We start from the raw sequence: 14,203 nt of genomic DNA, 5'->3' as shown, positions 1-14,203 counted from the left end.
ACAGGGATCTTCAGGAGAGGTGACATAACCGAAATGGTGTGCGCCATGATGGGCGTGCGGCCGTCGTCACCACCGGCGGCGGCACGTACTCCACCAGGCACCCTGGAGCTCGCATGTCCCGACCGCTGATCGGCATCACCGCCTACTTCGAAGCCGCCCGCTGGGGCGATTGGGTGCGGGAGGCGGTGCTGTCGCCCCCGTCCTACGCCAAGGCCGTCGAGCGCGCCGGGGGCGCCCCCGTGGTGCTGCCGCCGCTGAACCTGCACGCGATCGACGACTACGTACGAGGGCTGCGGGGCGTGGTGCTGGCCGGCGGGGTCGAGGTGGGCGGCAGTGCCTACGGCGAGGAGCAGGACGAGCGGGTGCCCGAGGCGCAGGGGCACCGCGACAGGTTCGAGCTGGCCCTGGCCCGCGCCGCCGTCCAGGCCGACGTGCCGATCCTGGCCATCGATCGCGGCATGCACGTGCTGAACGTCGCCCAGGGCGGCACCCTGATCCCGTGGCTGCCCGAGGTGCTCGACAGCGAGCGGCACGCCGAGCCGGGCACGCCGCACGTCATCCAGGTGAGCGTGTCGAGCAAGCTCGGCAAGGCGGTGGGCGACAAGGTCGAGGTGGTCGCGCCGCACACCCAGTCGGTACGCCGGCTGGGCAACGGGCTGCTGGCCGTGGCCTGGGCCGAGGATCAGATCGTGGAGGGCATCGAGCTGCAGGGTCACCGGTTCGGGGTCGGCGTGCAGTGGCACCCGGAGCGGGCCGAGGACGGCCGGATCTTCGATGCGCTCGTGGAGGCGGCCCGCTAGGCTTCGATCATGCAACTGCACCCCCAGGCGCAGGAGTACCTCGAGCGCTACCCGTCCGATCCCGGCCCCAGGCCGGACCTGGCCGGGATCCAGGAGGCCCGGGACCGGGACGACCTCGCGCTCCAGCGCGGGCCGCTCACCCACCTGCCCTTCGTCCGCGACGAGAGCGCCGAGGACGTGCCCATCCGCGTCTACCGCGCCGACCGGGGCGACGGCCCGCTGCCCGTGGTGGTCTACTTCCACGGCGGCGGCTGGATCACCGGGGGCATCAAGCGCAGCGACGCGCTCGGCCGCGACCTGGCGATCCGCACCGGCGCGGTGGTCGTCTCCGTCGGCTACCGGCTGGCCCCCGAGCACCCCTTCCCGGCCGCGGCCGACGACGCCTGGACCGTGGTGCGCGACATCTTCGCCCGCCCCGCCTTCTACCAGTGCGACGGCGCCGTCGCGGTGATGGGCGAGAGCGCCGGCGGCAACCTCGCGGCCGTGGCCGCCTGGCAGGCCCGCGACGCCGGGCTGCGGCTGGCCCACCAGGTGCTGGTCCACCCGGCGCTCGACGCGGCCATGGATTCCCCCAGTTTCACCGAGTTCGCCAAGGGCTTCGGCCTCGACGCCGAGGACGTCGCGTGGTGCCTGGACCACTACGCCGGCCAGGCCGACCCGGCGGATCCGCGGCTGTCCCCGCTGCGGCTGCCGTCCGTCGCCGGGCTGGCGCCCGCGACTGTGGTGACCGCCGAATGCGACGTGCTCCGCGATGACGGCGAGCGCTACGGCGCGCGGCTGGCCGAGGCCGGGGTGCCCGTCGAGACACGCAGGTTCGACGGGGCGATCCACGGCTTCTTCGCCCTGCCCGGCCTGTTCGACCAGGCCGTCGAGGCCCGCGACTACGTGGCCGCCCGGCTGCGGGAGGCCCTGTGACGTACCGGGACGCGTACGAGAAGCTGAAGATCGACACGCCCGCCGACGGCGTGCTGCGGATCACGATCAGCGAGCCGCGCAGGCGCAACGCCGTCGACATGACCGGCCACCGCGAGCTGGCCGAGATCTGGCGCGACGTCGACCGCGACGACTCCGTCAGGGCGGTGGTCGTCAGGGGAGAGGGCGAGGCGTTCTCCGCGGGCGGCGATCTGTCGATGATCGAGGAGATGACCCGCGACCACGCCACCCGGCTGCGCGTGTTCGCCGAGGCCCGCGACATCGTCTACAACGTGCTCAACTGCGCCAAGCCGATCGTCTCGGCCGTCCAGGGGCCCGCGGTGGGCGCCGGGCTGGCCGTCGCCCTGCTGGCCGACATCTCCGTCGCCGGGCGCACCGCCCGCATCATCGACGGCCACACCAGGCTCGGCGTCGCGGCGGGCGACCACGCCGCGATCATCTGGCCGCTGCTGTGCGGGCTGGCCAAGGCCAAATACCACCTGCTGCTGTGCGAGCCCGTCACCGGCGCGGAGGCCGAGCGGATGGGCCTGGTGAGCCTGTGCGTCGACGACGACCAGGTGCACGACAAGGCGATGGAGATCGCCCTGCGGCTGGCGGCCGGCTCCCAGGAGGCCATCCGCCTCACCAAATACTCCCTGAACAACTGGCTGCGCATGGCCGGGCCCACCTTCGACGCCTCGCTGGCCATGGAGTTCCTCGGCTTCAGCGGTCCCGACGTGGTGGAGGGTGTGCGGGCGGTGCGCGAGAAACGGTCACCGGAGTTCGGCTGACCTGCGGTTTCACCCGCGTGCCCAGGGTAGGCGTGACCTTTGGACGGTGTGGAAGGGCTGCTGCCGCACCAGCGCCGGATCGGGGCCTGTCCGCCGAGGCCGAGAACGCCGCCCCGGGAGACGAAGCCGTGGCTCGCCGGTCGCTGGTGCGCGTGGCAGATCGGCCACACCGTCGGCCGGTCAGAAGCTGCGCGGCAGCCCCAGCACCTGGGTCGCGAGGTAGTTGAGCAGCAGCTCCTCCGTCACGGGCGCCACCTTCCCGATGCGGGCGTCCGTGAGCAGCCTGGCCACCGGATACTCCAGCGAGTACGCCATCCCGCCGTGCGTCTGGAAGGCGGCGTCGGCCGCCTCCCACGCCGCCTGCGAGGCGGTGAGCTTGGCGATGTTGGCCTCGGTGCCGCACGGCAGGCGCCGGTCGAACGACCACGCGGCCTTGTAGATCATCAGGCGGGCCAGCTCGATCTTGGCCTTGACCTGGGCCAGCGGGAACGCGATCGCCTGGTTGGCGCCGATCGGCCGGCCGAACACCTCGCGCTCCTTGGCGTACTGCACCGCGACCCGCAACGCGACCTCGGCCCCGCCGAGCGCGGAGGCGGCGAGCAGGACGCGCTCGGGATTGAGGATGTCCCACAGCACCGCCGCGCCCTGGTCGATCTGCCCCACCACACTGGAGGCGGGCACCCGGAGGTCGTCGATGAACACCATGTTCGACGGCGTCGTGTTGGCGCCGAGCTTCGGGATCGGCTGGTAGGACAGCCGCCCGGCCGCCACCGCCTCCGGCACGTTCACCAGGAAGACCGTCAGCCCGTGGGTGCGCGGCCTGGCCTCGGCCGCCGGGACGGTCCTGGTGACCAGCAGCATCCAGGTGGCCCGCTGCACGCCGGTGATCCAGATCTTCTGACCCTTGATCACGTAGTCCTCGCCGTCACGCCGGGCCGCCGTCGTGATCGCCAGCGAGTTGGAGCCCGCGTCCGGCTCCGTCAGCGCGAAGCACGTCTCCACCTCACCCGTGGCCAGCCGGGGCAGCAGCTCCGCCCGCTGCTCGGCCGTGCCGTGCCTGGCCAGGGTGAGCGCGCCGAACCCGGGCGTCAGCACGTACGTGAACGCCGAGCCGCCCGCCGCCCCCGAGGCGGCCAGCGTCTCGGTCGCCACCGCCAGCTCCAGCAGTCCCTGGCCGCCCCCGCCGAACTCCTCGGGTACGGCCAGACCCAGCCACCCGCCCTTGGCCAGCTCCGCCCAGACCTCCTCCGGCCAGCGCTTGTCCGCCTCGCACCGCTGCCAGTAGTCAAGGTCATAGTGTGCGCAGATGTCGCCGATGCCGCGCTGGACGGCCAGGGCGCTTTCGGGAAGGGTGAAATCCATCACCCCATCGTAGAAGTAAGTTCTGTTCAGGGTCGAGGCCGGCGGGCGTGGAACACGAACGCCGGAGGCGCGTTGCGCCACACCGTACGGCCCCTCACGACCTCCTCGAACCGCTCGGCCAGCAGCGCGCGGAAGCGGCGCGCCGAGTTCAGCGGGACGGCGTGGATGTAGGAGAAGGTGGTGAATGCCCCCGCCGGGCTCAGCGTCGAGGCCACCGCGCCGAGCAGCCCGCGCTGCAGATCCTCGGGGAAGGCCGCCCAGGGCAGCCCGCTGACCACCACGTCCGCCTGCCGCAGGCCGCGCTCGCTGAGCAGGCGGCGCAGCTCGGTCGCGTCGTCGTGCGCGACGTCCACGGTGGGGAACCGCTCGGCCAGCAACGCCGCAAGCGACTGGTTGACCTCAACGGCCAGGTGGTGGCCCCGCCCGTCCAGTCGGCGCTGGATCTCGGCGGTGAAGGGCCCCGTACCAGGGCCGAGTTCGACCACGGTCGGCTCGCCGCGTTCCGGGACCGGCGCGCAGACCGCCGCCGCGAGCCACCGGGAACTGGGCGCGAGCGCCCCGATGGTGGCCGGAGCGCGCAGGAACTGGCCGAGGAACATTGCGGTGTCATTGGGCATACCACAAACGTAAGGGAGTTCTCGCCCCGATTTCGTCCCCCCAAGGGACGATGCCGCGGCCACTTGGAGGAGACCGCCTCCTCCGGCGGGAGGAGTGGCGAGGGGGCCGGCGGGCGCGCGCCACCCGGATACCGTGGGCGCATGCGATGGCGTGGTGTGCCGCTCGACCTTGTGCTCGCGGCCGCGGGGACCGCTCTCGACGTGTTGCTGTCGGCCAAGGGCGGCGGCTCCGCGCTGCTGCCGGGCAACGAGGTGATCCCGATGGCCGTGGGCGTGGGCGCGCCCATGGGCCTGGTCAGGCGCGCCCCGCTGGCGGTGAGCCTCTACCTGGCAGCCTTCCTCGTCTTCACCGACCAGGTGGAGTCGTTCACCTCCAACACCGCCCAGATGCTGCTCTGCGTCTCCATCGGCCTGGTCGCCTACCGCTCGGGCCGGCGGCAGACCTGCCTGGCGCTGGGCGTGGCCATCGCGGCGACCGCGGTCAACCTGGCCGACCCGGGCATCGCGTTCACCACGAACGCGTGGATGTACTCGGTGCTCGTCCCCGCCCTGCCCGTCCTCATCGGCGCCTACCTGCGCGGCCCCGCCGGGCGGCTGAAGGACGCCGACCTCACCCCGGACGTGCTGCTGGCCGGCGGCGGAGTGGCTTTCACGGTGCTGAGCACCTGGACCGACTGGCACAGCGGCACCCAGCCGGTCTGGGTCGTGGGGCTGCTCGCGGTGCTGGGCGGGCTCTCCCTCGGCGTCGCGCGGCGCTTCCCCGGCCTGGTGTTCATGTTCCAGAGCGCGCTGCTGATCGCCGCCGACCAGTATCTCAACGACACGGTCACCACCTGCCTGATCCTGACGCTGATCGCGCTCTGCGTGTTCGCGATGCGGATCGCCTCCTGGGCCTGGATCACGGTCACCTACGTGACCTGCACCATGCTCGCCTCGATCGCGATCGTCCAGGACTCGACCGAGGTCACCGCGTTCCGCGTCGCCGTCCTGATGGCCCTGGTGACCACCCCCGTCGCGATCGGCCGCTACCTGGGCGTACGGCAGGCGGCCGCCGAGGCCGAAGGGCTGCGGCTGCGCGAGTCGGCGCGGCTGGCGGTCGCCCAGGTACGCGCCGACCAGCTCCTCGAGCGCGAGAACATCGCCCGCGAGGTGCACGACATCGTGGCCCACCACGTGGGCGCCATGGTCCTGCGCGCCGGCGCCGCCCGCTACGCCGCCCCCGAGGGGCCCGTCGCCGACGCTCTGGCCGACATCCGCGAGACCGGCCACCAGGCGCTGGAGGACCTGCGCGGGCTGCTCGACGTGCTGCGCGACCCCGGCCGCCGGCCCGACATGGCCGCCGACCCCGCGGCCGTCATACGCGAGTCCGCCGAGCGGATGACCGCCGCCGGCCTCCAGGTCGAGCTGGAACTCGACCCCGCCACCGCGCACGCCCCCCTCGTGGCCCGCGCCTCCGCGGCCCGCATCGTCCAGGAAGGTCTCACGAACGTGCTCAAGCACGCCGGTCCCGGCACTCAGGTGAGTGTCGCCGTCACCTCCGCCGGCCAAGGGCTGACCGTACACATCCGCAACGGCTCCCCGCCCACCACCATCGAACGCCTGCCCTCGTCCGGCCGCGGCCTGGCCGGCATGCGCGAGCGCGTCCGCGCGCTCGGCGGCACGCTGAGCGCGGGCCTCGACCAGGAGGGCGGCTGGCTGCTCACCGCGAACATTCCCGCCGCCCCGCACACCACGGAGCCGCCCGCCGCCCCGCACACCACTGAGCCGCCCGCCAGCGAGCCCGTTGGTGAGCGCACGGGGTGCGTCACCGACCGCTTTCTCGCCCGGGACCTCATGGGAGGTGACGCGTGATCCGCGTGCTGGTCGCCGACGATCAGGCGCTGGTCCGCGCGGGCGTACGCATGCTCCTTCAGGTCACGGGCGACATGGAGGTCGTGGCCGAGGCCGAGGACGGCGCCGAGGCCGTACGCCTGGCCGAGCTCCACCTGCCCGACGTGATCCTGATGGACCTGCGCATGCCCAGGGTCGACGGGCTGGAGGCGATCAGACGGATCCTGGTGGCGCGGCCGGCCACCAGGGTCGTCGTGCTCACCACGTTCGCCGAGGACTCCAACGTCTACGCCGCCCTGCGCGCGGGCGCCGTCGGCTTCCTGGTCAAGGACGACGAGCCCGAACGCATGGTCGACGCCGTGCGCAGGGCCGCGACCGGCGAGCAGCTCCTGGCCCCCTCCGTGCTGCGCCGGGTGGTCGCCCGCTTCCTGGCCGCCGAGGAGGCGGCGAGCGTACCGGTCCCCGCCGGGCTCACCGACCGTGAGCTGGAGGTGCTGGCGCTGGTCGGCACCGGCCTGTCCAACGCGGAGATCGCCGAGGAGCTGAGCGTCGGCGTCACCACGGTCAAGTCCCACGTCGCCGCCGCCATGGACAAGCTGGGGCTGCGCAACCGGATCCAGGCCGCCGTCGTCGCCTACCGCACCGGCCTGGTGGACGCGGCGTTCCGCCCGGTACACCACCCCTTGCGCCAGCCCCTCCGCCCCTCCCGCGGCGGCCCTCCGGGTGATCCCCTGAGCTGACCCGCACGCTGGCCGGGGTCCTTGCCCCGCGCGCTGTTCGGGGGTTGCCGGGGTCCCGGTCGCCGCCGTCCGCTCGGGGTCGCCCAGGGTCCCGGTCGCCGCCGTTCGCCGTTAGGGTCGACGGTGTGTACGTGAAGATCTGCGGGTTGAGCGAGCCCGAGCACGTGGCGGCCGCCGTCGAGGCGGGCGCCGACGCCATCGGGTTCGTGCTGACCCGAAGCCCTCGTCAGGTGACCCCCGAGCGGGCCGCCGAGCTGGCCGCGGCAGTCCCCGACCACGTCCTCACCGTCGGTGTGTTCCGCGGCGAGACCCCCGAGGCCGTCCGCGCCGCCACGATCGCCTCCGGAGTGCGCGGCGTCCAGCTGCACGGCCGGCATCCGCACGGCGACTTCACCGCGCTGAAGGATCTCGGCCACACCCTGGTCCGGGCCGTCGACGCCGAGGCCGACCTGCGCTGCGGCGCCTACGACGAGGACCTGCTCATCGTCGACGCGCCCCGCCCCGGCTCCGGCGAGCCCTGGGACTGGTCGGCTGTACGCGGCCGCCCCTCGGGGCGTTGGCTGCTCGCCGGCGGCCTCGACCCGTCCAACGTCGCCCAGGCCGTCGCCGCCGCGGCGCCGTGGGGCGTGGACGTGTCCAGCGGGGTCGAGCTGGCGCCCGGGGTGAAGGACTCCGCCCTCATCAGACGCTTCATCGCGGCGGCCCGCCCATGACCGACGGCGCCGGCGGCGAGTCCCAGGATGACTTCGCCCGTAGTGCCTCGTTAACCCATGACTTCGCCCGTAGTGTCGCCTTCACGCACGAGTTCACCCGGCGGAAGGCGGGGCGGATCGTCGAGGCGCCGGGCGGCTTCGCCGTGCTCAACGACCGCTATCCCGGCTCGTACGAAGACAACAAGCTCGTCATCTGGTCCGGCGACGATCCAGGGGCGGTGCTGAAGGCGGCCGACCAGGTGCTCGCCGGATATGCCCACCGGCTGGTCAACGTCGACGACGACCGCCTGGGCCGGGCGTACGCGCCCGCCTTCGAGGCCGCGGGCTACACCCACGAGACCAACGTGGTCATGGTCTTCCGCGGCACGTTCCCTCACGACGCGGCACCCGTGGAGCACCTCGACCTGCCCGCCCTGCTGCCCACGCTCCGGGCCGGCTGGCGCGAGACGCTGCCCGAGGCCACCGCCGACGTGATCGACCAGCTCGCCAGGCGCGTCGAGGAGCGGCTGCGCGGCGCCGACACGGTGGGCTTCCGCGGCGTACGGGCAGAGGACGGCGAACTGGCCGCGCGAGCCGACATCTACCGGCACGGCGACGTCACCCAGATCGAGGACCTCTACACGGGGGATCGCCACCGCGGCAGGGGCCACGCCCGCACCCTGATGAGGGCGCTCCTGGCCGAGGCGGCGGGCGGCGAGCTGGTGTTCCTGCTGGCCGACGCCGCCGACTGGCCCAAGGACTTCTACGAACGGCTCGGCTTCACGCCGACAGGCCACACCCACAGCTTCCTCCGCACCTGACCGCCCACCCGCCTCTGCTCACCCTCCCTCTGGCCACCGTCCCTTCGGTCGCCCGCCCGCTGCCGGACCCCTTCTGGCCGACGGTCCCCGGCTGATCCCATCCGGCCGACCCTGTCATACGGACCCCGCCCGCCCCCTGCCGCCGCCGACGGACCCTGTCCGGCCAATTCCGTCTGACCGTCCCTTGGGCCAACCGCCTGGCGGTCCCCGGCTGCCCCGTCCGCCGCCGATGGACCCCGCCTAAAGACCCTGTCCGATCGTCCCTCAGGCTGATCGTCCCTCGGGCCAACCGTTGCCCACGGACCCCGGCCGACGGTCCCCGGCTGACGTCGCTCCGGCCGACCGCCGCCGATGGACCCCGACCGACTGTTCCCGACGGTCTCCGGCCGACTGACCCCGGCCGCCTCTGGTCGACGGTCTTCGGCCGACGGTCTCCGGCCGACCGACGCTGCCGACCGTCGCCTACGGACCCCGGCCGACGGTTTCCCGACGGTCCCCAGGCTCACGTCCCTCCGGCTGACGTCCCTACGGCCGCCTGGCCCTCCGGCCAACTGGCCCCGACTGACCCCGGCCGCCTCCGACCGACCGACCTCGCCCGGCCAACTGTCCCTCCGGCCGACCGCCGCCTACGGGCCCCGACCGACCCCGACCGGCCGCCCCCGATCGCCGCAGCCGTCAACCCCCGTTGGTGGCGGCTGCCGATGGCGGTTTCGGGCGGTGGCGGAGCTCGGGGTGGTGCGGTACAGCCCGGGGCGGGCGGCTTGGCGCCAGCGGTCAGACACGGGTCTCGGGCTGGTCGGTCAGAAGCGGCCATGGGGTGGTCAGATGCGGGTCTCGGGGCGGTCAGACGAGGGTTGTGGGGCGGTGGCGGGTGGTGAGGCCGAGGGTCAGGGTCAGGGCCGTCACGCCCAGGTAGGCCGCTCCCGCCACCACAGCCGCCCCGTGCAGCCCCCCGATGAAGCGCGGCCCGCCGGGAGCGCCCGCCATCGCGCCGAAGGCGGCGACGCCGATCGCGCCGCCCGCCTGCCGGGCGGTGTTGTTGATCGCGCTCACCAGCCCCTCCCTGCCGGGCGGCGGGTCGCTCATGGCCAGGGCGACCACGCTCGGCGTCAGCAGCGCCGCGCCGAGCCCGATGACGGCCAGCGCCGGGAGCAGCACCAGGTACGGCGCGGCCGGCCGCACCAGGAGCAGCAGCCCCATGCCCGCCGCCAGGGTGAGCAGCCCGGCGACCATGACGGGACGCGGCCCGTAGCGGCCGGCCAGGCGCCCGAAGGGGGCGGACAGCAGCGCCAGCGGCACGAACAGTGGCAGCAGCGCAGCGCCCGCCGTCATCGGGGACAGCCGCAGCACGCCCTGGAGGTAGAGGGTGATCAGCAGCATCATGCCGTTGATCCCGAAGTTCATGGTCGCCGAGCCGATCGTGCCGACCGCGATCGAGGGACGCCGCAGCAGCCCCAGCGGCAGCATCGGCGCCTCCCGCCGGCTCTCGATCACCACGAACGCCGCCAGCAATGCCGCGGCGACCGCGAACAGCCGCCAGTCGGGCCCGTCGCGGCCCGCCTGGATCACCGCGTACGTCAGGACCAGCAGCGTCCCGGCGCCCGTCATGGTGCCCGGCAGGTCGATCGGCCGGCGCTCGGGCTCGTCGGCCGGAGCGGCCCGAAGCACCGCTACGAAGATGATCAGAATGAGCGGCACGTTGATGGCGAAGATCGACGGCCAGCCGAACGCCTGGATCAGCACCCCGCCGAGCAGCGGTCCGGCGGGCAGGGCCGCGCTGCCCACCGCGGCCCAGACTCCGATGGCCCTGGCCCGTTCCTGGTCGCCGGGGAAGATCCGGGTGATGACCGCGAGCGTACCCGGCAGGAGCAGCGCGGCGCCCACCCCCTGCACCGCTCGCGCCGCCACCAGGGCCCCGACGCCCGGCGCGAGCGCGCAGCCCGCCGACGCCAGACCGAACAGGGCGAACCCCGCCAGCACCACCCGCCGGTGTCCGAAGCGGTCGCCCAGCGTGCCGCCCGTCAGCAGCAGCCCGGCGAGGGCGATCTGGTAGCCGTCCACCACCCACTGCAGGTCGGCGAGCCCGGCGTGCCGGCCGGTGGCGATGGACGGCAGCGCCACGTTCACGATGGTCACGTCCAGCAGGACGACGAACAGGCCCGCGCACATCACGATCAGGACGTTCCTCTTCATCCGCTACACCTGCGCGGTGAGGGCCGCCACTAACCTCCCGCGACGCGCCGATCCGAGCGGTGCCGATCCGAGCGGTGCCGCCGGCAAGGTCGCCAGGAGAACCGCAGGCAAGGCCGCCGGGAGAGCCGCAGGGAAGGCCGCCGGAAAAGACGAGCGGAAAGGATGAGCCGATGCCGACCCCGCTGCGGAGAAAGGCGACGCAGTAGGGTCGGCAGCGTGAGCGAAACTTCCGCCGAGGATCGGATCTGGACGGTTCCGAACCTGCTGAGCTTCCTGCGCCTCCTCGGCGTTCCTGTCTTCCTCTGGCTGGTGTTGGGACCCAAGGCGGACGGCTGGGCGATCCTCGTGCTCGCGGTCGCCGGATTCACCGACTGGCTGGACGGCAAGATCGCTCGCGCCTTCAACCAGATGAGCAGGCTCGGCCGGATCATCGACCCGGCGGCCGACAAGCTCTATGTCTTCGCCACGATCCTGGCGCTGCTGGTGCGTGACGTCATTCCGTGGTGGCTGGTGGCGATCATCCTGGGTCGCGACCTGTTCGTCGCGTGTTTCATTCCCGTACTTCGGAAGAGCGGTTACAAGGCACTTCAGGTGCATTTCCTGGGCAAGGCCGCCATGTTCAACCTGATGTACGCCTTCCCTCTGCTCTTCCTTGCCTCCCACACTGGGTGGTATGCCGATATAGCACGAATTGTCGGGTGGGCCTTTGCGCTCTGGGGAACGGGCCTGTACTGGTGGTCGGGGGTGCTGTATGGGGTACAGGTACGACGGCTCGTAACCGCGGCCAAGGAGGAGTGATCGGGTGAAGGCGGTCGTCATGGCGGGTGGAGAGGGCACTCGGCTGCGTCCGATGACGGCCAACCAGCCCAAGCCCCTGCTGCCCGTGGTCAACCGCCCGATCATGGAGCACGTGCTGCGGCTGCTCAAACGGCACAGCATCACCGAGACCGTGGTCACCCTCCAGTTCCTGGCCGCGCTCGTGCGCAACTACTTCGGCGACGGCGACGAACTCGGCATGAACCTGCAATACGCCACCGAAGACGTTCCCCTGGGCACGGCGGGCAGCGTGAAGAACGCCGCGGCCCGCCTGCGTGACGACCGATTCCTGGTGATCTCCGGCGACGCCCTGACCGATATCGATTTGTCGGATATGGTCCGGTTTCATCGTGAAAATTCGGCGCTTGTCACTATCGGGTTGAAACGGGTGCCCAACCCCCTCGAGTTCGGCATCGTGATCGTCGACGAGGGCAACCGCGTCCAGCGCTTCCTGGAGAAGCCCACCTGGGGACAGGTCTTCTCCGACACCGTCAACACCGGCGTCTACATCATGGAGCCCGAGGTCCTCGACGCGGTCGCCTCGGGAGAGCCCGTCGACTGGTCGGCCGACGTCTTCCCCACCCTGCTGGAGCGCGGCGCCCCCATCTTCGGCTACGTCGCCGAGGGCTACTGGGAGGACGTCGGCACCCACGACAGCTACCTCAAGGCCCAGGCCGACGCCCTGTCCGGCAGGGTCGCCGTGGACATCGGCGGCTTCGAGGTCTCGCCGGGCGTCTGGGTGGCCGAGTCGGCCTCGGTCGACCCCGATGCGGTGCTCAAGGGCCCGCTGCTCGTCGGCGCGTACGCCAAGGTCGAGGCCGGCGCCGAGCTGCGCGAGTACACGGTGCTCGGCAACAACACGGTCGTCCGCGAAGGCGCCTTCCTGCACCGGGCGGTCGTCCACGACAACGTCTACCTGGGCCCCGGCAGCCACCTGCGCGGCTGCGTGATCGGCAAGAGCACCGACGTGATGGCCGGGGCCCGCATCGAGGAGAACGCCGTCATCGGCGACGAGTGCGTCATCGAGCCCGAGGCGTACGTCTCCAGCGGCGTCAAGGTCTACCCGTTCAAGACCATCGAGGCCGGCGCCGTCGTCAACACCAGCGTCATCTGGGAGTCGCGCGGCCAGCGCAGCCTGTTCGGCCCCCGCGGCGTCAGTGGCCTGGTCAACGTGGAGATCACCCCCGAGCTGTGCGTACGGCTGGCCAGCGCGTACGCCACCACCCTGAAGAAGGGCGAGCACGTCGTCACCTCGCGCGACTCCTCGCTGGCCGCCAGGGCGCTGAAGCGGGCCGTGATCGGCGCGCTGAACGCCAGCGCCATCAACGTCCTCGACCTGGAGGCCGCGCCACTGCCGGTGGCCCGCTTCCACACGGCCAGGGAGTCGGCCGCGGGCGGCATCGCGCTGCGCACCACCGCGGGCGACCCGCAGAGCATCGACATCGTCATCATGGACGACCGCGGCGCCGACCTGCCCCCGGCCGCCCAGCGCAAGCTGGAGCGGGTCTTCTCCCGCCAGGAGTTCCGGCGCGCCTTCCCCGGCGAGATCGCCGAGCTCCGCTTCCCCGCCAGGGCGGTCGAGGACTACGCGTACGAGCTGCTGCGCTGCGTGGACATGACCGGCATCAGGGACATGAAGGTCGTCGTCGACTGCGCCGGAGGGACCTCCGCGCTGGTCCTGCCCACGCTGCTCGGCCGGGTGGGCGTCGACGTGCTCACCGTGAACGCCCGCCTGGACGACATCTCGCCCACGGAGACGTTCGCCGAGCGCCGAAGGGACCTGCAGCGCCTGTCGGAGCTCGTGAGCTCCTCCAGGGCGGCCTTCGGGGTGCGGTTCGACCCCGTGGGAGAGCGCATCGCGCTGGTGGACGAGATGGGCCAGCTGATCGGCGAGGAGCGGGCCCTGCTCGTCGTGCTCGACCTGATCGCCGCCGAGCGCAGGACCGGCCGGGTGGCGCTGCCCGTCACCACCACCAGGGTCGCCGAGCAGGTCTGCCGCTTCCACGGCGTGCAGGTGCGGTGGACCTCCACGGCGGTCGACGCCCTCACCTCGGCCGCGGTGGACGACGACATGATCTTCGCGGGCGACGGCAGGGGCGGCTTCGTGGTGCCCGAGTTCGGCCCGGCGATCGACGGGGTGGCGGCGTTCATGCGGCTGCTCGGCCTGGTCGCCCGCACCCGGCTCTCGCTCAGCCAGATCGACGCGCGCATCCCCGAGGCCAAGCTGCTCAAGCGGACGGTGCCGACCCCGTGGGCGGCCAAGGGCGCCGTCATGCGCTCGGTCATCGAGGCCGCCGAGGCCGAGCCGGACGGCTGCCGCGTCGACACCACCGACGGGGTGCGGGTGGCCGCCGAGGACGGGAGCTGGGTGCTGATCCTGCCCGCCGCCACCGAGCCGGTCACCGATCTGTGGGCCGAGGCCGCCGACGTGGACACCGCGCAGTCGCTCCTGGAGCACTGGGCCCGCGTGGTCGAGGAGGCGGCATCCTGACCCTCGGGACCGAAATTCTCCGGCAATTCGCACGGAACCGTCACGCAGAGTGACACTGGCGGATCGGTGGCGGCGGAACGTGCAAGATCGTAATGTAGAAACGCGCGGCGGCATGGACCTTGGGGCGCGGGCGGCGGT

The 14,203-nt window shown here is 72.4% G+C and carries 12 protein-coding genes; 9 read left to right on the top strand and 3 right to left on the bottom strand.

Translation table 11 applies throughout. The features are described 5' to 3' along the window. Positions 1-113: 113 nt before the first annotated feature. From LDL49_RS21220 to LDL49_RS21210, 3 genes are read left to right on the top strand one after another with little or no spacing between them, the layout of a single operon-like run. The gene (locus LDL49_RS21220; RefSeq protein WP_225292841.1) at positions 114-800 is read left to right on the top strand and encodes a gamma-glutamyl-gamma-aminobutyrate hydrolase family protein; all 687 of its coding nucleotides are present in this window, start codon (positions 114-116) and stop codon (positions 798-800) included. 9 nt (positions 801-809) lie between these two features. Next, positions 810-1,715 (top strand): alpha/beta hydrolase, encoded by a 906-nt coding sequence (locus tag LDL49_RS21215; protein ID WP_225292840.1) that lies wholly within the window; start codon positions 810-812, stop codon positions 1,713-1,715. Next, positions 1,712-2,503 (top strand): enoyl-CoA hydratase/isomerase family protein, encoded by a 792-nt coding sequence (locus LDL49_RS21210; RefSeq protein WP_225292839.1) that lies wholly within the window; start codon positions 1,712-1,714, stop codon positions 2,501-2,503. Before LDL49_RS21215 ends, LDL49_RS21210 begins: the two co-directional genes overlap by 4 nt. Positions 2,504-2,683: 180 nt before the next feature. Here LDL49_RS21210 and LDL49_RS21205 read toward each other — a convergent pair whose 3' ends face one another. Then, on the bottom strand, positions 2,684-3,865 hold the full coding sequence (locus tag LDL49_RS21205; protein WP_225292838.1) for an acyl-CoA dehydrogenase family protein: 1,182 nt from the start codon (positions 3,863-3,865) through the stop codon (positions 2,684-2,686). Positions 3,866-3,891: 26 nt separating this feature from the next. Next, on the bottom strand, positions 3,892-4,482 hold the full coding sequence (locus tag LDL49_RS21200) for a class I SAM-dependent methyltransferase (protein WP_225292837.1): 591 nt from the start codon (positions 4,480-4,482) through the stop codon (positions 3,892-3,894). 141 nt (positions 4,483-4,623) lie between these two features. On the opposite strand from LDL49_RS21200, the gene LDL49_RS21195 reads away from it, so the two are divergent. From LDL49_RS21195 to LDL49_RS21180, 4 genes are all read left to right on the top strand, one after another. Beyond that, positions 4,624-6,333 carry a sensor histidine kinase gene (locus LDL49_RS21195; protein WP_225292836.1) on the top strand — a complete coding sequence of 570 codons (1,710 nt, stop codon included), beginning with the start codon at positions 4,624-4,626 and terminating at the stop codon, positions 6,331-6,333. Then, positions 6,330-7,052: a response regulator gene (locus tag LDL49_RS21190; protein WP_225292835.1), complete on the top strand. Its 723-nt coding sequence runs from the start codon at positions 6,330-6,332 to the stop codon at positions 7,050-7,052. Before LDL49_RS21195 ends, LDL49_RS21190 begins: the two co-directional genes overlap by 4 nt. Positions 7,053-7,177: 125 nt before the next feature. Then, on the top strand, positions 7,178-7,765 hold the full coding sequence (locus LDL49_RS21185; RefSeq protein ID WP_225292834.1) for a phosphoribosylanthranilate isomerase: 588 nt from the start codon (positions 7,178-7,180) through the stop codon (positions 7,763-7,765). Then, on the top strand, positions 7,762-8,565 hold the full coding sequence (locus LDL49_RS21180; RefSeq protein WP_225292833.1) for a GNAT family N-acetyltransferase: 804 nt from the start codon (positions 7,762-7,764) through the stop codon (positions 8,563-8,565). Before LDL49_RS21185 ends, LDL49_RS21180 begins: the two co-directional genes overlap by 4 nt. Before the next feature lie 843 nt (positions 8,566-9,408). Here the strand turns inward: LDL49_RS21180 and LDL49_RS21175 are convergent. Then, a complete protein-coding gene (locus LDL49_RS21175) occupies positions 9,409-10,758 on the bottom strand; it encodes an MFS transporter (protein WP_225292832.1) in 1,350 nt (449 codons plus the stop codon). A gap of 216 nt (positions 10,759-10,974) precedes the next feature. Between LDL49_RS21175 and clsA the strand changes: the two genes are divergently transcribed. Beyond that, complete coding sequence (clsA, locus tag LDL49_RS21170; protein ID WP_225292831.1) at positions 10,975-11,556, top strand: cardiolipin synthase ClsA; 582 nt, start codon at positions 10,975-10,977, stop codon at positions 11,554-11,556. 4 nt (positions 11,557-11,560) lie between these two features. Next, entirely contained in the window at positions 11,561-14,065 is a 2,505-nt protein-coding gene (locus tag LDL49_RS21165; RefSeq protein WP_225292830.1) for a mannose-1-phosphate guanyltransferase, read from the top strand. The last annotated feature ends 138 nt before the right edge of the window (positions 14,066-14,203 follow it).

The sequence above is a fragment of the Nonomuraea aurantiaca genome, assembly GCF_020215705.1.
Taxonomy (GTDB): Bacteria; Actinomycetota; Actinomycetes; order Streptosporangiales; family Streptosporangiaceae; genus Nonomuraea; species Nonomuraea aurantiaca.
This window is presented reverse-complemented; position numbering and strand designations above follow the sequence as displayed.

Excerpts from the sequence above, each read along its gene's own strand:
- LDL49_RS21195 (WP_225292836.1), top strand. The coding sequence starts at position 4,624 with ATGCGATGGCGTGGTGTGCCGCTCGACCTTGTGCTCGCGGCCGCGGGG.
- LDL49_RS21200 (WP_225292837.1), bottom strand. The coding sequence starts at position 4,482 with ATGCCCAATGACACCGCAATGTTCCTCGGCCAGTTCCTGCGCGCTCCG.
- LDL49_RS21205 (WP_225292838.1), bottom strand. The coding sequence starts at position 3,865 with ATGGATTTCACCCTTCCCGAAAGCGCCCTGGCCGTCCAGCGCGGCATC.
- LDL49_RS21215 (WP_225292840.1), top strand. The coding sequence starts at position 810 with ATGCAACTGCACCCCCAGGCGCAGGAGTACCTCGAGCGCTACCCGTCC.
- LDL49_RS21220 (WP_225292841.1), top strand. The coding sequence starts at position 114 with ATGTCCCGACCGCTGATCGGCATCACCGCCTACTTCGAAGCCGCCCGC.
- LDL49_RS21180 (WP_225292833.1), top strand. The coding sequence starts at position 7,762 with ATGACCGACGGCGCCGGCGGCGAGTCCCAGGATGACTTCGCCCGTAGT.
- LDL49_RS21175 (WP_225292832.1), bottom strand. The coding sequence starts at position 10,758 with ATGAAGAGGAACGTCCTGATCGTGATGTGCGCGGGCCTGTTCGTCGTC.